The following is a 15458-nucleotide window of genomic DNA, read 5'->3' as shown; positions in this document are numbered from 1 at the left end:
CGCGGCGGGTGCGAGGCCGTCACGGTCGGAGCGCGTCCTAGCCTCGAGGGAGCACGGTGATGGCCGCGACGGCGCTGTTGACGACGGTTGCCGTCACGGTGCGGGTCACGGCTTCCGCTGCGGCGTCGGCACCCCAGTCGCCCCGCTCGAGTTCCTTGGCCCGGCTGATCACCGATGACGTCCACGGGATCTCGCGGTGGAACTGCGGGAGCGTCCCGCTCGCCGAGAGCAGCGCCGCGAGCGCGGCGACACGGGCTTGCGGCTCCGCACCGTCCACGAGGACCTGCCGGACGTCGGCGAGCAGGCGGGACCGTCGTTCGGTCCTGCCCTCCCGCAGTGCCGTCGTCCGAAACAAACCGAGCACCTTACGGGACTCCTCGTCGATGTCGCCTCGTGCGATGAGCCGCTCCAACACCGGCTGGCGCAGGGCGGGACCGATCGCGGCCAGGGCCGTCTGCACCCCCCTCGGTTTCTCGGCGAGGTAGTCCCACGCCGGGCGCAGGAGACCATCCGATGGTGGGTGGTCGGGCACGCCCCGGAGCCGCCCCCGGTCCGCCGTGCTCAGGTTCTCGCCGAGGGCGAGGTCCGCGAGGACGGCTCCGCCGAGGACGTAGAAGAGGGTGTTCTCTCCCGCGATCGTCCCGGAGCTGGGTTGGAACAGAAGCAGCAGGAGATCTTCCACAATTGTCGGGGCGTTCGACCGCGGCTCGGTGGTCATCGGCGGGGCTCCCAGCGGAAGAGTCGGGTGGCCAGAGCGACGGCGACGACGACCCAGCCGAGCGTGGGCGCGAGCAGAAGCAGTGAGTCGGTCACGGCGACGCCGCCGTTCCAGGCGTTCATGGTCAGTTCGGTGGCGGCGCCGCCGGGCAGCAGCCGCTTGAGCCAGGCGAGGTTCTCGGTGCCGGAAATGCCCACCCAGCTGGCGACGGCGATCACCCCGAGGGTAACGGGCAGGGTGGTGACCTGGGCGTGTTCGGGGGAGTTCGTCAGCCCGGCCGTGGCCAGGGCCAGGCCGATCATCATAGCCAGGGCCGCGATGGTCGCCACGACCAGCAGGGCGATGTTCGCCGGTCCGCCGGCGACCACGGCCAGGGCGGTCAGGATCGCGGTCACCTGGATCAGGGCGAGGATAACCACGGGCAGTAGCAGGCCGGCGAGGATGCCGGCGTCGCCCTCGGCGGTGGAGCGCAGCCGCTTGAGGAAGAGGTTCTGCCGTCGGGACGCCAAGGTGGTGACGGCGGTGGCGTAGAGCCCGAACGCGGCGATCGTGAACATGACGATCGCGGCGATGTAGCCGAGGCTGCCGAGGGCGGCGTAGGTCTCGTGTTGGCGGACGAAGAACGCGCTGACCACTACCGGGATGATGAGGCTGGTGATCAGTACCAGACGGTTGCGGAAGAGTTGGATCAGTTCGCTGGACGCGATGGACAACACGGTGACACTCCTGTCGGAAGATCGAATCAACTGTTGATGGCGCGGAAGACGTCGTCGAGCCGGGTCGGCCCCGCCGTCAGGTCCCGCAGCTCCACGGCGTGGTCCTGCGCCCAGCCGAGCAGGAGGTGCAGGTCCTTCTGGAGCTCGAAGGTCTCGACCGTGACCTTCCCGCCCAGGTCGACGGCGGCCCGCACCGGCAGCGTCGGCGTCGGTGCGGCAAGGGAGAAGCGGATGACCGCGGGCAGGGTGCGGGTCAGCTCGGAGACGGTGCCCTCCCGGTGGAGGGCGCCCTCGTGCATCAGCCCGATCCGGTCCGCGCGTTGTTGTGCTTCCTCCAGGTAGTGCGTGGTGAGCACGATGGTCGTACCGTCCTCCCGCAGCCGGTCCACCGTCGCCCAGACGGCGTCGCGGGACTGGATGTCGAGGCCGGTGGTCGGCTCGTCCAGGAAGATCAGCTCCGGGCTGCCGTAGACCGCGGTGGCGAAGTCCAGCCGCCGTTTCTCCCCGCCGGACAGCTGCGAGACCTTGCGGCGGGCTCGGCCGGTGAGGTCGACCAGGTCGAGCACCCGGTCGACGTTGTCGGTACGTCGGGTGAGCCGGCCGACCAGGCCGACGGACTCACGGACGGTGAGGTCCGGGGAGAATCCACTCTCCTGGAGCATGACACCCATTCGGGGACGTACCGCCCGACGGTCTTCGGGGCGGTGCCCGAAGACGCGTACGGTGCCCGAGGTTGGCCGCCGGTGTCCCTCGACAACCTCCAGGGTCGAGGTCTTCCCGGCCCCGTTGGTGCCCAGCAGCGCGTAGAGCTCTCCGGGTCGTACCTCGAAGGTGAGGTTCTGCACGGCGTGGAAGTCGCCGTAGGTGAGGTTCAGCTGTTCGACTTCGATGACGGGTGTGGTGGACATGCACCCATGACAGCGCGGGCGCGGCTGACCCGTCAGTGGCACCACGTCATCGCCGCATGTGACGTGGTGTCACTGGTCGTGGTCCCTGGCTGCCGGATACTGGCCTGGTGACCGCGAGATCGCCGCGCTTCACCGAGTCGACGCAGGGAAGGCTGCGCCGGCTCAACCTCGTGACGTCACTGCCGCCGGTGGCGTTCGCCGCGGTGGTCCTGCTCTACACCGACGCGCGTACCTGGTGGCACATCGTCGTCCTGGCACCGGGGGCCGTGGCGGCCGTGGTGGCCTTCGAACGCTGGACGGCCAACGACCTCGCCCGGGTCGCGCTGCCCTGCCTGGTCGTGGCGGCGGCGGTCTGGCCGCTCGGGGTACTGGTGACCGGCAGCCCCAACGCCTACTGGGGGTTCTGCGCCGTAGGCTCCCTCGGAATGCGCGAGGTGCGACGGCGTCGGAAGCTGCTGATGACCGGGCTGTTCACCTACGTCGCCGCCGTCGGTACGGCGCGGTTGCTGGTGCAGCGGGACGACATCGGTCACGTCCTGCTCACCTACGTCCTCATCCCGACCGTCCTCACCGTCATCGTGACGATCTTCACCGTGGTGGGGGAGCGGTTCTTCGACCTCATCCGGGAGCTCGAACAGACCCGGGAACGGGAGGCGGAGTTGGCCGTGGTCCGGGAGCGCGTGCGGTTCGCCAGCGACCTGCACGACATCCAGGGCCACACCCTGCACGTGGTCAAGCTGAAGATCGCCCTGGCCCAACGACTGCTGCTCAACGACACCAAGCGGGCGGAGAAGGAGCTGCGGGAGACGTACGCGCTGGTCAGCGACACCATCGCGCAGACCAAGGAACTCGCCTACGCGCAACGGCGGCTCAACCTCACCGCGGAGATCGAGAACGCGAAGAACCTGTTCGAGGCCGCCGGCATCCGGGTCCGGGTCACCAGGGAGGCCGAGGTCGATACCCGCGCCAGCGAACTGCTCGGGCAGGTGCTGCGCGAGACGACCACCAACATCCTGCGACACACCCAGGCCACCCACGTGCAGATCACCCTCGCCGCGTCGGGCATCACCATCGTCAACGACGGCGTGACCGCCAACACGGCCCCCGAACTCAGGGGACTGGCGGCACTGCGGCAACGGGTGGCCGGCGACGGAGGTGAGCTGACCGTGGAACAGAAGGACCAGCGGTTCCTGACCGCAGCGGTCTTCCCACCCGTGCGGGCCGACGCGGCCCCGACAGTCGGGGGGAAGGACCGCCGATGACCACCATCGTGCTCGCCGACGACGAGGCGCTGCTGCGCACGGCCCTGGCCGCGCTGCTGCCGATGGAGGGCGACATCACGGTGCTCGCCGAGGCGCAGGACGGGCAGACGGCGATCGCCGCCACGCTGCGGCACCGGCCCGACGTGCTGGTCATCGACCTGGAGATGCCGGGCGTGGACGGCCTGGGCGCGGTCGCCGAGATCCGCCGCGAGCGGCCGGAGCAGGTGATCCTCATGCTGACCCGACACGCCCGCCCCGGCGTGCTGCGCAAGGCGTTGAAGCTCGGCGTCCAGGGCTTCGTCAGCAAGTCCGCCGAGCCAGCGCACATCACCTCGGTCATCGCCACCCTGCATGCGGGGAAACGCTGGATCGACCCGGACGTGTCCGCTCTCGCCGTCACCGAGGACAACCCCCTGACCGACCGCGAAGCCGACGTCCTGCGGGTCACCGGGGAGGGCTACTCGGTCGCCGACATCGCCGCGCGGCTCCACCTCGCCCCCGGCACCGTCCGCAACTACCTCTCCAACGCCATGCGCAAGACCCAGACCCGGACGCGCCACGAAGCGGCCCGCTACGCCCGCGAACACGACTGGCTGTAGCGGCGCGCCGGTGTGCCCCGACGGCTGGGTCGTGGGGGAGCAGACCGGCGCCGGCGGCTACGGTGCCCGAACTGTGCCGCTGCGGCCCGCCCGGCGGGGGAACTGCCCTGTGCAGTTCCCCCGCCGGATCGTCAGGCAGCGGTCCGCTGCACCGCCGTGGCCGGGTTGCCGTCCACCGCCGCGGTCAACTGCGGAACGATCTTCTCCAGCAGGAACGGCAGGCTCAACGGGGTGATGAACGAGGTCGCGGCGCCGACGAGTTCCTCGTTCTCCAGGTAGATGTCGCGACCCTCGGTCTTGACCTTGAGCTTGCTGTAGAGCGGGTCGGCCTGCACCTTCGCCCTGTCGGTGTCGTAGCTGTCGACCAGCCAGATCAGTACGCCGGTATCGAGCATGTCGCTGCGCTCCCGGCTCAGGTTCGCGCCGAACTCCTTGCCGGTCACCTCGGCCAGCCCGGACGGCAGCGTGAAGCCCAGGTCGGTGAGAAAGCGGCCGCGCGAGTCCTGCGGGCCGTACACGTAGTAGCCCTCATAGGTGGTGGCCATCAGGCCGGTCGCGCCGGCGAAGGCCGGGTTCGCCGTGCGTACCGCCGCGAACTTGGCCTCGACACCGGTGACGACCGTGTCCGCCTGAGCCTTGCGCCCGACGGCGGTGCCGACCGTACGGGTGACGTCCTGCCAGGACACGCCATAGTCGACGGAGCCTTTCGGCTGCGCCACGGTCGGCGCGATCTTGGCAAGCTTCGCGTAGTCCTCGCTCGTCAATCCCGAATAGACGCCGAGGATGAGGTCGGGCCGTAGCGCCGCCACCTTCTCGAACTGGACGCCATCGGTGTTGGTGAGCACCTGCGGCTTGGCGCCCGTGCCCAGCGCGGCCTCGGCCCAGGGCCAGATGGCACCCGGCTTCTCGCCGAACCACTCGGTGGTCGCCACCGGCACGACGCCCAGCGACAGCAGGGCGTCCTGCTCGACCAGGCCGACCACGGCGATCCGCTTGGGCTCGGCCGAGATGGTGGTGGTGCCGAACTTGTGCTCGATCGAGACCGGGAAGGCGGTGGAGGTGGCGGCACCGGACGAGGGGGCCGACGGCTCCGACCCACCGCCGCAGGCCGCGGGGAGAAGCAGGAGCGCGGTCGCCGCGACGACCGTGGCGCTCCGGCGGATTGAGGTAAGCCGCACGGCTGTTCCTTTCTGCAGCGAGGCCCCAGGGTGATGACCTCGAACGGGAGTGTAGGTTAGCCTCACCTAACTTAGTAACGCGAACGGGTGGACGGTGGAGCACGTGTTGACCTCAGGCACCGGCATCCGCCCGGAGCCCCGGACCGTCTCACCCACCAAGGCGCCGCGCGAGCGGTTGTCGCGCACCGCTCGCCGCTGGACGGGGCTCGCCGTCGGCGTCGTCGCCCTCGCCGCCGCCCTGGCGCTGAGCATCGCCGTCGGCAGCCGTTCGCTCGGCCTCGGCACGGTCTGGCAGGTGCTCTGGCACGACGACGGCTCCGCCGCCGCGGAGATCGTGCATCGGCTACGGGTGCCCCGGACGATCCTCGGCTTCGCCGTGGGCGCGGCGCTGGGCCTGGCCGGCACGGTGATGCAGGCGCTCACCCGCAATCCGCTTGCCGAACCGGGGTTGCTCGGGGTGAGCCTGGGCGCGTCCACCGGCGTGGTGCTGGCCATCGCGCTGCTCGGAGTGACAAGCGCGAACGGGTACGTCTGGTTCGCCATCGCCGGTGCCGGGCTCACCTCGGCGGCCGTCTTCGCGCTCGGCGGCGCCGGCCGGGCACCCACACCGGAACGGCAGGTGCTTGCCGGGATCTCCCTCACCTCGGTGCTTGGGGCCGGAATCTGGGCGATCCTGGTGACCCATCGGGAGGCGTTCGACAGGTACCGGCACTGGGACGTCGGATCGCTCGCCGACCGGGAGACCAGCACGATCACCCAGTTGGCGCCGTTCCTGACCGTCGGCATCCTGCTCGCGCTGCTGCTGGGCCGCCAACTCAACGCGCTGAGCATGGGCGACGACGCGGCGACCTCGGTCGGCGCCCACCCGGGGCGGGTCCGGGCGCTCGGCATGATCACGATCACGCTGTTGTGCGGCGCCGCGACAGCCGCCTGCGGGCCGATCTGGTTTGTCGGCCTGGCCGTCCCGTACGCGGCCCGGATGTTCACCGGCTCGGACCACCGCTGGATCCTGGCCTACTCGCTGGTCCTCGGACCCACCCTGCTGCTCGTCTCGGACGTGCTCGGCCGGGTCCTGGTGGCCCCGGCCGAACTGCCGGTCGGGGTGGTCACCGCGTTCCTCGGCGCGCCCCTGTTCATCGCGCTGTGCCGCCGACGCCGGCTGAGCACCCTGTGAGCGGGCCGCTGCTGCAGCTACGCCCGTCCGGACGGACGACCCGGCTGGTGGTCCGTAGCCGGGGCGGCCGGCTCTCGCTGCGGGTGCACCTGCGAGCGCTGGTCGCCGGCACCGCGCTGCTGCTCACGGCCCTGGGTGTCGCGCTCGTCAACCTCTCCAGCGGCGACTTCCCGATCCCCGTGCCCGACGTGCTGCGCAGCCTCGTCGGCCAGGGCGACCCGGGCACCGACTTCATCGTGCACGAGCTGCGGTTACCTCGCGTGCTGATCACCCTGCTGGTCGGTACGGCCCTGGGCGCGAGCGGCACGATCTTCCAGGGGTTGACCCGCAACCCCCTGGGAAGCCCCGACTTCGTCGGCCTGACGGTGGGCGCGGCGACCGGCGCGCTGATCGTCCTGCTGCTGTTCAACGGCACGGGCTTCCAGGTCGCGGCCGGTGCGATAGTCGGCTGCCTGGCCACCTCGGTCGCCATCTACCTGCTCGCGTTCCGCCGTGGGGTGCAGCCGTTCCGGCTGGTGCTGATGGGTGTCGGAGTGGCCGCGCTGCTCGACTCGTTCAACTCGTTCCTGATCTACCGCAGTCGACTGGACGAGGCGATCGCCGCCCAGGTCTGGTTGATCGGCAGCGTCAACGGTCCCGGGTGGACCGAGGTGACGCTCGTCGCCGTGGCCGTCGCGGTGCTGCTGCCGGTCGCGCTCTACCACGGCCGGCACCTCGACATGCTGGCCCTGGGCGACGAGACCGCGATGCTGCACGGGGTTCCTGTCGAACGCAGCCGGGTGGTGCTCGCGCTGGCCGGCGTCGGGCTCGCGGCCGGTGCCACCGCCGCGGCCGGGCCGATCGCGTTCGTCGCTCTCGCCGCGCCACCGTTGGCCGCTCGGCTGACCGGGTCGCCGAATGCCGGGATCCTGCCGGCCGCGTTGATGGGCGCCGCCCTGTTGGCGGCAAGTGACTGGGTCGCCCAGCGCCTGCTGCCCGACGACGACGTCCCGGTCGGGCTCGTCACCGCCGCCCTGGGCGGCATCTACCTGACCTGGTTGCTCTTCCACGAGCGACGTAACCGCGGACAAGGAGCACAGCGATGACCGAGTCGCGGCTGCGGGCCGACGCGCTGACCCTGGCGTACGACAAGAGGGTGGTCGTCCGGGACCTCGACGTCCAGATCACCGACGGGTCGTTCACCGTCATCGTCGGCCCCAACGCCTGCGGCAAGTCGACGTTGCTGCGCTCACTGGCCCGGGTGCTGAAGCCCCAGGCCGGTGCCGTCTACCTGGATGGTCAGACCATCGCGTCACAGCCGTCGAAGCAGGTGGCGCGGCAGCTCGGCATGCTGCCGCAGTCGTCGGTGGCGCCCGGCGGGATCGTGGTGGAGGAGTTGGTCGCCCGGGGTCGCTTCGCCCACCAGCGCCTGCTGCGACAGTGGTCGCCGAAGGATGAGGCGGCGGTCGCCGACGCGATGCGCCAGACCGAGGTGACCGACCTGGCCGACCGGTTCGTCGACGAACTCTCCGGCGGTCAGCGGCAGCGGGTCTGGCTGGCGATGGCACTGGCCCAACAGACGCCGATCCTGCTGCTCGACGAACCGACCACGTTCCTCGACCTGTCGCATCAGTTCGAGGTGTTGGACCTCTGCGCCGACCTGCACGAGCAGGGCCGCACGGTCGTTGCCGTCCTGCACGACCTCAACCACGCCTGCCGGTACGCCACCGAGCTGATCGTGATGCGGGAGGGTCAGGTCCTCGCTCAGGGTCCACCGGCCGAGGTGATGACGGCGGAGCTGGTGGAGACGGTCTTCGCGATGCCCTGCCGGGTGATGACCGATCCGGAGACGGACACCCCGATGGTGGTCCCGGCCGGGCGGCAACGGCGTCGACTGGCCCGCGCCGGCATCGTCGCAGCGCCGGTCGACCGCGTTTCCGCGTGACCGGCGCGCTCTGCTCCTCCCCGGGTACGCGACGTCAGTTCTTGGGCAGGCCCAGCCGTGCGATACGGCGCTCGCCGTCCAGGGCGCGCATCGCCCGGGCCAGCGTCGCGGCGTGCAGCTCGTCCTCGCCGCGTTCGAGCATGGTCTCCGCCGCCACGCCGATCGCCCTGGCCTCCGCCGCCAGCGCCTGCGCGGCAAGGACGCAACCCCGTGCGTCGAAGTGGCCGCTGTCCCGAGCCGGGTTGAGCCGGGCCACCAGGTCGATGATGCGCAGGTAGCGGTCCACGAGTTCCTGCTCGGCGCGGGTCAGTGCGGGGAGTTCTCGGTCCGTCATCTAAGTCCCTCCGTGGTCGATCCGGGAAGGGTCGCGCATCCCCCGTGCGCGGCAGGACAGGACGAGCCTATCCGCCACTGGCCGGGCCACCCGGGTGTCCGTCCGCCAGCTCGGGTGCGCGTCGGATCAGGAGGACGCCGTACGCCGCGATCCAGACCAGCCAGAGGAGCCAACCGGCGAGGCCGAGCAGGGCGAGTGGAAGCGCACGACGGTCTCCGTTGATCGAGCGTTACGCGCGTCCATCGGGACAGACGGTGGGCGGCGGTCGGTCAGTACGCGATGCCGATCGCCCGACGGATCGTCGCGGGGTCGCCTGCGGCGGCGAGCATGGCGTGGGCCACGTCGGCCCGCGAGATCGTGTAGCCGCGGGCGACGTTGCCGTCGATGGCGGTTCGGTACCGGCCGGTCATCGTCTTGTTCACGAGCTTCGGCGGCCGCACCACCGTCCACTGCGCCGAGCTGTCCGCCATCGCGTGCTCCATGGCCCGCAGGTCCGCGTACAGATCTCTGAGCAGGGCACTGATGACCGGCAGAACGATGCGGCGGTTGAGGAAACTGTCCCCGTCGGGTGTCGGGCCGACAGGGGCGGCGCTGACCGTGACGAGTCGGTGGACACCTTCGGTGTGCATCGCTCTCAGGATCGCTCGCGTGGCGGTGGAGGCGACTGGCCCGTCGCGGCGTCCGCGCGGACCCACGCCGGACAGGACCGCGTCACTGCCGCGCACCACGGGCCCCAACGCATCGGCGTCGTCGAGCGTCGCCACCGTCGTGACCTCCAGCGCCGGATGACGTACGTCGAGGCGGACCGGGTCGCGCACGACCGCGGTCACGGTCAACCCGCGGTCGAGTGCCTGGCGTACGACCTGGTTGCCGATGCCGCCGGTCGCACCGAAGACGGTCACCTTCATCAGCATCTCCTAACTGTGGGTTGAGGGTGACTGTTACCGTAGCGGACAATAACGTGGGCGTACAATGTTGACGTGTTCGACGACTCCACACCAGGCACGGACCGGCCGCTGGCCAGTCGGGCCAACTTTCTGTTGTCACAGCTCGGGTTCCACGTCGCGCAGACGTTCACCGCGCGGCTGGCGCCGCTGGGCATCGCGCCGAACCACTTCGGACTGCTCATGCACCTGGAGCGAAGCGAAGGCAACACCCAGCAACAGCTCGCCGACGCGCTGGGCATCCACCGCAAGGTCATGGTCGGCCTGCTCGACGACCTCGAACAGCGCGACCTGGTCGAACGTCGGCGGCATCCCAGCGACCGTCGCGCCCACGCCATCCACCTGACCGAAGCCGCGCGCGAGCTGCTGCCTCGCGCTCGCCGGGTCGCCGACCAGCACGAGGGCGAGATCCTCACCCCGCTCGACGCCAGCGAACGCGCCCGGCTCATCACCGTCCTGCAACGGCTCGCCGAGCACACGGGGAGCCCGGCCGGCGTCCACCCGGGCCTGCACCAGTCAGCCGCCCGCTCTCGCCATCCGGGCGACTCGTCGGGTGCCCGGTAGGGCCTCGATCGGGTGGCAAAGAGGCGCCGTCCGTGTTCATCGGGCCAGCGCGCCGCCGCGATGCTCCTGCGGGCTGATGCCGTACACCCGCTTGAAAGCCGAACTGAGGTCCCAAGGTCCCGGTGTCGGACGCGGGTCGACGGCGCCCGCCGCGAGCGCCACGACCCGCGGCACCGACGCCAGCGCCGCGAACCGCAGCGGGGCGAAGAATCCGAGTGCCGCGAAGACCATCAGGTCGCCGGCGACCTGGCCCGCCAGCGTCACCGGCCCCCGGTCGGCGAGGATCGTGAGCAGATCGCGCAGTGGTACCAGACTCGTCCCGGCCCGCGCGCCCGGCAACATGATCATCCACACCCACGGGACCGTCCCGTAGACGATGCCGACCTCGGCCAGCGACATCCGCCACGCCCACGCCGGCGTGGCGCCGTTGGCGATGCGACGGCGGGCCACAACCGACACCACCAGCGCGGCCAAGGGCAGTGCGGCCACCGTGGTGTGGACCACCCCGGTGAACGTACCGATCCAGTAGTGCCAGTCCTTGCGCATGCACGACGGAGAGATCTCCAGCGCCGCACGGCCGACCGGCGGTCTGGACATCGCCGTATGCCTGCCGTCGGCCCTGGAGGCCCTCCTTCCGGATGAGGCCTCGGCGCGGCATGTCCGCGACGGACCCTAGGGGTTACGGGCGGCGGCTGCGGCGACGGTTGCCAGCTCTTCGCCCGAGAAGCCGGTGCGGCTCAGCACCGCCAGGGATTTGTTCGTTGCCAGGGTGCACAACGCCAACTCGGTCGCCTCCTGCTCACCGGCCCCGGCCGCCAGCAACGCCTGCTGCAGCATCGCCCGCACACCGTCGATCATGGCGCGGACCGCCACCTGGCTCTCCGCGTCGAGGGCCGGGAACTGCGTTGCCGACACCGTGAGCAGGCAGCCGTCCGGGACCGTTGGGTCGGCGATGCGGTTCAGGGTGACCTGCAGGTAGGCGGCCACAACGGCGCTCGGGCTCGGGTGGGGGCCGGACAGCGCCTGTTCGTACAGCGGGTGGTAGGTCTGCGCGTACCGTTGCAGGCTCTTGCGGAAGAGGGTGCTCTTGTCGCCGAAGGTGCCGTAGAGCGAGCCCCGGCCCAGACCCGTGCCCTCGGTCAGGCGATCGATCGACGCTTCCGAGTATCCCCAGCGCCAGAAGACGTGCATCGCGCGTCGTAGCGCCTCGTCCACGTCGAACTGCTTGCGGCCCGCCATGGTTCGTGAGTCTACACATCTTGTACCGATCGTTCCAAAGGTCTTGTACTGATCGTTCCAAGATGCGTATGGTCACCGGCATGACAAACCTGAGTTCGCTACGGCTGCCCGACGGCTTCACCGACGTCTTCACCAGCCGCCTCGTGGAGGCAAACGGGCTGCGGCTGCACGCCGTCACCGGCGGGGACGGCCCGCCGCTGCTGCTGGTCGGAGGGTGGCCGCAGACCTGGTACGCCTGGCGGGAAGTGATGCCCGCCCTCGCCCGCGAGCACACCGTCGTCGCCGTCGACTCGCGCGGGGCCGGGCTCTCCGACAAGCCCGACAACGGTTACGACGCCGGCACCCTCGCCGCCGATCTGGTCGCGCTGATGGCTGCGCTCGGGCACGACCGGTTCGACGTGGTCGGCCACGACATCGGCATGTGGACCGGATACGCCCTCGCTGCCGATCACCCCGAGCGGGTGGGCCGGCTCGCCGTCGTCGACGCCATCATCCCCGGTCTCACACCTATCCCGTCGGTCTTCAGCCCGGCCGCGGTCAACCAGCGGCTCTGGCACTTCGGCTTCAACCGCCTCACCGACCTCAACGAGGATCTGGTCCGCGGGAGAGAGCGGCTCTTCTTCGGCTACCAGTTCGCCAATAAGGCCGCCAGCCCGGACGCGATCCCCACGTACGCCGTCGACGTCTACGTCGATGCGATCGTCGCGGATCCTCGCGGGTTGCGGGCGAGCTTCGCGTACTACCGGGCGCTGGACGAGACGATCGCGCAGAACGAGCAGCGCAAGAAGAGCCGGCTGACGCTGCCGGTGCTCGCTGTCGGCGGTGCGCGGTACACCGGCGCGGCGGTCGCCGAGACGATGCGGCTGGCGGCCGACGACGTCACCGGGATGGTCATCGACGGCTGCGGCCACTACGCGGCGGAGGAGCAGCCGGCGCGGTTCACCGAGATCCTAAGGGACTTCCTCGGTGGCAACCCGGTAGCAGCCGACACCACGGCCTTCAAATAGTCGATCGAGCCCTGGGCCGGGCCGCGGTGAGCGGGCACCCACTGCGGCCGGGCCGGGCAGTCCTGCTCGAAGTCAGGACTTTCGGGTCCGGTCCCCGGTCCAGGCCGCTTCGAGGATCGCGGTCAGGCTGGCGGTGTCGGTCGGGCCTGGATGGTTCTGGATCAACCGGGTGACGCCACTGGCCATCTCCGCGAAGCGGGGAAGGTCGGCGCGTGCCACGCCGATGTCCGCCAGGGTGGGAGGGATCCCGATGTCGGCAAGGAGCCCGTCGAGCCAGGTGAGGAACGTGTCTGCGGCCTCGGCATCCGAGGCGCCGGTCACGTCGAGCCCGCACACCCCGGCGAGGATGGCCAACCGGTCGGCGATGGCATCCCCGGCCGCGTCCAGCGCGTAGGGCAGGAGCAGCCCGACGCCCAGGCCGTGTGGCGTGTGCGTGGCCGCGCCGATGGGGTACTGGAGAGCGTGCGGGGCCGCGTTGCCCGCGTGGGAGAACGCGAGCCCGGCGAGCATGGACCCATAGGACATGTCCGCGCGCGCGTCCGTGTCGCCGCCGTCCCGGACAGCACGACGCAGGCTACGGGCGATCCGTTCCGCGGCCTGGAGCGCGTAGTGGTCGGTGATCTGGTTACGGCCGAGGAACACCTGTTCCACCGGGTCACGCGGTCCGTGGGCGCGGGGTCGGGCGGTGTAGCTCTCCACCGCGTGACAGAACGCGTCGATGCCGGAGTGGGCGGTGACGGTCGCGGGGCAGGTGTAGGTGAGTTCGGGGTCGACGATGGCGAAGTCGGGCACGATGTGGACGCTGGAGACACCCACTTTCAGCTCGCGGTCCGGGTCGGTCAACACCGAGACGGGGGTGAGCTCGGAGCCGGTACCTGACGTCGTCGGTACCGCGACGAGAGGAACCGTCGGCCCCGGCACCTTCGACTCGCCGTAGAAGTCGCGCGGTGACCCACCGTGGCGCCGGATGACGCCGACGATTTTGGCGAGGTCGATAACCGTGCCACCCCCGATGGCGAGGATCACGTCGGCGTCCACCTCGGCGGCGGCCGCGACGGCCAGGGCGACATCGGTGAGGGGCACGTCTGAAGTCGCGTCGGAGAACACCTCGACGGCCTGGACCTTCTCCCGCACCGCGGCCACGATCTCGGCCACGCCCGGCTGCCGCAGCAGAACCCGGTCGGTCACGATGAGGACGCGCGAGCCACTCTCGGCCACCACTCGTGGGATGTTCTGCGCGACCCCTTCGCCCACGATCAGTTGGCGTGGTCCGCGGACGGTCTCAAGCATGTCGGTGCCTCTCCGGAACGTCGGCGGCGATGTGCTGGGTGGACGTCCGGGTCACCTGTGAGACCGGGACGACGACGGCGAGGTTGGCGGCCCGGGTCGCGCAGGCGAGCGCCCGGCGCAGCGGGCCGGTCACGGTAGGTCGATCGCCGCGTAGGTGAGGTCGAGGTACTCGAGGATGCCCTCGTGCGACCCCTCCTTGCCGATCCCGGACTGCTTCACGCCCCCGAACGGAGCTGACGGGTCCGAGATCAGCCCACGGTTGATGCCGACCATCCCCGTCTCCAGCCCCTCGGCGAACCGGAGCGCTCGCTGGAGGTCACGGGTGAAGACGTACCCGACCAGGCCGTGCTCGGTGTCGTTGGCCTTCGCCAGCACCTCGTCGTCGGTCGTGAACGAGATGATCGGCGCCACCGGGCCGAAGATCTCCGCCCGGAGCATCCGCGCATCCTCCGGTACGTCGACGAGGACCGTGGGCGGGTAGAAGTAGCCTGGCCCGTCCGGACGCTCGCCGCCCACCAGGACCCGGGCGCCACGATCGACCGCGTCGGCGACGAGCTCGTCGATCGTGCTGACCGAGGCCTCGTCGATCAACGCCCCGACGTCCACGCCGTCGTCGAGGCCATGTCCCACCGACAGCGCGCCCATCCGCTCGGCGAAGCGTGCCGTGAACTCCTCGCGCACCGGCTCCTCGACGTAGATCCGGTTGGCCGCGATGCAGGACTCCCCGATGTTGCGCATCTTGGCCACCATGGCGCCGTTGACCGCGACGTCCAGGTCGGCGTCGGCACACACGATCAGGGCCGCGTTGCCGCCCAGTTCCATGGAGGTACGCAGCACGTTGTCCGCGGCCTGTCGCAGCAGCACGCGCCCGACCTCGGTCGACCCGGTGAACGAGAGCTTGCGGGTCCGACTGTCGGCCAGCAGAGCGGAGACCACCGCGCCGGAACGCTTGGTGGTCACCACGTTGACGACACCCGGGGGTACGCCGACCTCCTCCATGATGCGGGCCAGCAACAGCATGGTGAGTGGCGTCTGGCCTGCCGGCTTGGTGATCGTCGTACAGCCCGCGGCCAACGCGGGAGCGATCTTGCGGGCGCCCATGGCCAACGGGAAGTTCCAGGGCGTCACGAAGACGCACGGTCCGACCGGCTTCGGCACGGTGAGGATGCGGTATCCACCCGCGGGGGCGATGCTGTAGCGCCCCTCGACGCGTACCGCCTCCTCGGCGAACCAACGGAAGAACTCGGCGCCGTACGCCACCTCCCCCCGAGCCTCGGCGAGCGGCTTGCCCATCTCGAGCGTGATCAGCCGGGCGACCTCCTCGGACCGCTCGGTCAGTGCCCGGTACGTCGCGGTCAACAACTCCGACCGTTTCCGTGGCGGGGTCGCCGCCCACGCCGCCATCGCCGAGCTCGCCGCGTCCAGAGCGGCGAGCCCGTCCACGACGTCGGCGTCGGCCACCTCGGCGATGGTCTTGCCGGTGGCGGGGTCCTCGACGGCAAAGGTGGCTCCGCTCGCGGCGTCGCGCCAGGCGTCGCCGATCCGGAGCCGCCGGTGCTCGGGGGCCAGGACGTTCATCGGGTCACTCATTGCGTCGCCTC

General features: G+C 70.5%; 18 protein-coding genes. 7 read left to right on the top strand and 11 right to left on the bottom strand.

The features are described from left to right. Positions 1 to 37: 37 nt before the first annotated feature. The 3 genes from AB0A90_RS24465 to AB0A90_RS24455 are packed head-to-tail and all read right to left on the bottom strand — an operon-like array spanning position 38 to position 2342. Entirely contained in the window at positions 38 to 718 is a 681-nt protein-coding gene (locus tag AB0A90_RS24465) for a GPP34 family phosphoprotein (RefSeq protein WP_357252162.1), read from the bottom strand. Further along, positions 715 to 1434: an ABC transporter permease gene (locus AB0A90_RS24460; RefSeq protein ID WP_357252159.1), complete on the bottom strand. Its 720-nt coding sequence runs from the start codon at positions 1432 to 1434 to the stop codon at positions 715 to 717. Before AB0A90_RS24460 ends, AB0A90_RS24465 begins: the two co-directional genes overlap by 4 nt. A 26-nt stretch (positions 1435 to 1460) precedes the next feature. Next, on the bottom strand, positions 1461 to 2342 hold the full coding sequence (locus AB0A90_RS24455; RefSeq protein ID WP_357252157.1) for an ABC transporter ATP-binding protein: 882 nt from the start codon (positions 2340 to 2342) through the stop codon (positions 1461 to 1463). 107 nt (positions 2343 to 2449) lie between these two features. Here AB0A90_RS24455 and AB0A90_RS24450 point away from each other — a divergent pair, with 107 nt between their 5' ends. Both AB0A90_RS24450 and AB0A90_RS24445 read left to right on the top strand, forming a co-directional pair. Further along, a complete protein-coding gene (locus AB0A90_RS24450; protein ID WP_357252154.1) occupies positions 2450 to 3604 on the top strand; it encodes a histidine kinase in 1155 nt (384 codons plus the stop codon). Next, positions 3601 to 4203, top strand: coding sequence for a response regulator transcription factor (locus tag AB0A90_RS24445; RefSeq protein ID WP_357252152.1), 603 nt, complete (start codon positions 3601 to 3603; stop codon positions 4201 to 4203). Before AB0A90_RS24450 ends, AB0A90_RS24445 begins: the two co-directional genes overlap by 4 nt. A gap of 131 nt (positions 4204 to 4334) precedes the next feature. On the opposite strand, the gene AB0A90_RS24440 is transcribed toward AB0A90_RS24445, so the two are convergent. Beyond that, positions 4335 to 5381 (bottom strand): iron-siderophore ABC transporter substrate-binding protein, encoded by a 1047-nt coding sequence (locus tag AB0A90_RS24440; RefSeq protein ID WP_357252150.1) that lies wholly within the window; start codon positions 5379 to 5381, stop codon positions 4335 to 4337. Positions 5382 to 5487: 106 nt separating this feature from the next. On the opposite strand from AB0A90_RS24440, the gene AB0A90_RS24435 reads away from it, so the two are divergent. The 3 genes from AB0A90_RS24435 to AB0A90_RS24425 are packed head-to-tail and all read left to right on the top strand — an operon-like array spanning position 5488 to position 8479. Then, positions 5488 to 6555: an iron ABC transporter permease gene (locus AB0A90_RS24435; RefSeq protein ID WP_357252147.1), complete on the top strand. Its 1068-nt coding sequence runs from the start codon at positions 5488 to 5490 to the stop codon at positions 6553 to 6555. Further along, positions 6552 to 7640: an iron chelate uptake ABC transporter family permease subunit gene (locus AB0A90_RS24430; protein ID WP_357252145.1), complete on the top strand. Its 1089-nt coding sequence runs from the start codon at positions 6552 to 6554 to the stop codon at positions 7638 to 7640. Before AB0A90_RS24435 ends, AB0A90_RS24430 begins: the two co-directional genes overlap by 4 nt. Beyond that, positions 7637 to 8479: an ABC transporter ATP-binding protein gene (locus tag AB0A90_RS24425; protein ID WP_357252142.1), complete on the top strand. Its 843-nt coding sequence runs from the start codon at positions 7637 to 7639 to the stop codon at positions 8477 to 8479. The genes AB0A90_RS24430 and AB0A90_RS24425 overlap by 4 nt, the downstream gene beginning before the upstream one ends. 34 nt (positions 8480 to 8513) lie before the next feature. Here AB0A90_RS24425 and AB0A90_RS24420 read toward each other — a convergent pair whose 3' ends face one another. After that, positions 8514 to 8813: a hypothetical protein gene (locus tag AB0A90_RS24420; RefSeq protein WP_357252139.1), complete on the bottom strand. Its 300-nt coding sequence runs from the start codon at positions 8811 to 8813 to the stop codon at positions 8514 to 8516. Between the two features lie 269 nt (positions 8814 to 9082). After that, positions 9083 to 9727: an NAD(P)H-binding protein gene (locus AB0A90_RS24415; protein ID WP_357252136.1), complete on the bottom strand. Its 645-nt coding sequence runs from the start codon at positions 9725 to 9727 to the stop codon at positions 9083 to 9085. 66 nt (positions 9728 to 9793) lie between these two features. On the opposite strand from AB0A90_RS24415, the gene AB0A90_RS24410 reads away from it, so the two are divergent. Next, on the top strand, positions 9794 to 10321 hold the full coding sequence (locus tag AB0A90_RS24410) for a MarR family transcriptional regulator (protein ID WP_357252133.1): 528 nt from the start codon (positions 9794 to 9796) through the stop codon (positions 10319 to 10321). 36 nt (positions 10322 to 10357) lie between these two features. Here the strand turns inward: AB0A90_RS24410 and AB0A90_RS24405 are convergent, their stop codons facing one another. Both AB0A90_RS24405 and AB0A90_RS24400 read right to left on the bottom strand, forming a co-directional pair. After that, positions 10358 to 10918 carry a hypothetical protein gene (locus AB0A90_RS24405; RefSeq protein ID WP_357252131.1) on the bottom strand — a complete coding sequence of 187 codons (561 nt, stop codon included), beginning with the start codon at positions 10916 to 10918 and terminating at the stop codon, positions 10358 to 10360. A gap of 75 nt (positions 10919 to 10993) precedes the next feature. After that, a complete protein-coding gene (locus AB0A90_RS24400; RefSeq protein WP_357252128.1) occupies positions 10994 to 11560 on the bottom strand; it encodes a TetR/AcrR family transcriptional regulator in 567 nt (188 codons plus the stop codon). 80 nt (positions 11561 to 11640) lie between these two features. Here AB0A90_RS24400 and AB0A90_RS24395 point away from each other — a divergent pair, with 80 nt between their 5' ends. Continuing rightward, positions 11641 to 12567: an alpha/beta hydrolase gene (locus AB0A90_RS24395; RefSeq protein WP_357252125.1), complete on the top strand. Its 927-nt coding sequence runs from the start codon at positions 11641 to 11643 to the stop codon at positions 12565 to 12567. Positions 12568 to 12639: 72 nt separating this feature from the next. Here AB0A90_RS24395 and AB0A90_RS24390 read toward each other — a convergent pair whose 3' ends face one another. Genes AB0A90_RS24390 through AB0A90_RS24380 form a run of 3 tightly spaced genes read right to left on the bottom strand, consistent with a single transcriptional unit; the run spans position 12640 to position 15447 of the window. Further along, entirely contained in the window at positions 12640 to 13857 is a 1218-nt protein-coding gene (locus AB0A90_RS24390) for an iron-containing alcohol dehydrogenase (RefSeq protein WP_357252122.1), read from the bottom strand. Further along, a complete protein-coding gene (locus tag AB0A90_RS24385) occupies positions 13850 to 13990 on the bottom strand; it encodes a hypothetical protein (RefSeq protein WP_357252119.1) in 141 nt (46 codons plus the stop codon). Before AB0A90_RS24385 ends, AB0A90_RS24390 begins: the two co-directional genes overlap by 8 nt. After that, positions 13987 to 15447: an NAD-dependent succinate-semialdehyde dehydrogenase gene (locus AB0A90_RS24380; protein WP_357252116.1), complete on the bottom strand. Its 1461-nt coding sequence runs from the start codon at positions 15445 to 15447 to the stop codon at positions 13987 to 13989. The genes AB0A90_RS24385 and AB0A90_RS24380 overlap by 4 nt, the downstream gene beginning before the upstream one ends. Positions 15448 to 15458 lie beyond the last annotated feature (11 nt).

This window comes from Micromonospora sp. NPDC049204 (genome assembly GCF_040647935.1).
Taxonomy (GTDB): Bacteria; Actinomycetota; Actinomycetes; order Mycobacteriales; family Micromonosporaceae; genus Micromonospora.
This window is presented reverse-complemented; position numbering and strand designations above follow the sequence as displayed.

What these genes read in the sequence shown, in the direction of transcription:
- AB0A90_RS24465 (WP_357252162.1), bottom strand. Translation starts at nt 718, where the DNA reads ATGACCACCGAGCCGCGGTCGAACGCCCCGACAATTGTGGAAGATCTC.
- AB0A90_RS24455 (WP_357252157.1), bottom strand. Translation starts at nt 2,342, where the DNA reads ATGTCCACCACACCCGTCATCGAAGTCGAACAGCTGAACCTCACCTAC.
- AB0A90_RS24445 (WP_357252152.1), top strand. Translation starts at nt 3,601, where the DNA reads ATGACCACCATCGTGCTCGCCGACGACGAGGCGCTGCTGCGCACGGCC.
- AB0A90_RS24425 (WP_357252142.1), top strand. Translation starts at nt 7,637, where the DNA reads ATGACCGAGTCGCGGCTGCGGGCCGACGCGCTGACCCTGGCGTACGAC.
- AB0A90_RS24420 (WP_357252139.1), bottom strand. Translation starts at nt 8,813, where the DNA reads ATGACGGACCGAGAACTCCCCGCACTGACCCGCGCCGAGCAGGAACTC.
- AB0A90_RS24415 (WP_357252136.1), bottom strand. Translation starts at nt 9,727, where the DNA reads ATGCTGATGAAGGTGACCGTCTTCGGTGCGACCGGCGGCATCGGCAAC.
- AB0A90_RS24405 (WP_357252131.1), bottom strand. Translation starts at nt 10,918, where the DNA reads ATGTCCAGACCGCCGGTCGGCCGTGCGGCGCTGGAGATCTCTCCGTCG.
- AB0A90_RS24400 (WP_357252128.1), bottom strand. Translation starts at nt 11,560, where the DNA reads ATGGCGGGCCGCAAGCAGTTCGACGTGGACGAGGCGCTACGACGCGCG.
- AB0A90_RS24395 (WP_357252125.1), top strand. Translation starts at nt 11,641, where the DNA reads ATGACAAACCTGAGTTCGCTACGGCTGCCCGACGGCTTCACCGACGTC.
- AB0A90_RS24390 (WP_357252122.1), bottom strand. Translation starts at nt 13,857, where the DNA reads ATGCTTGAGACCGTCCGCGGACCACGCCAACTGATCGTGGGCGAAGGG.
- AB0A90_RS24380 (WP_357252116.1), bottom strand. Translation starts at nt 15,447, where the DNA reads ATGAGTGACCCGATGAACGTCCTGGCCCCCGAGCACCGGCGGCTCCGG.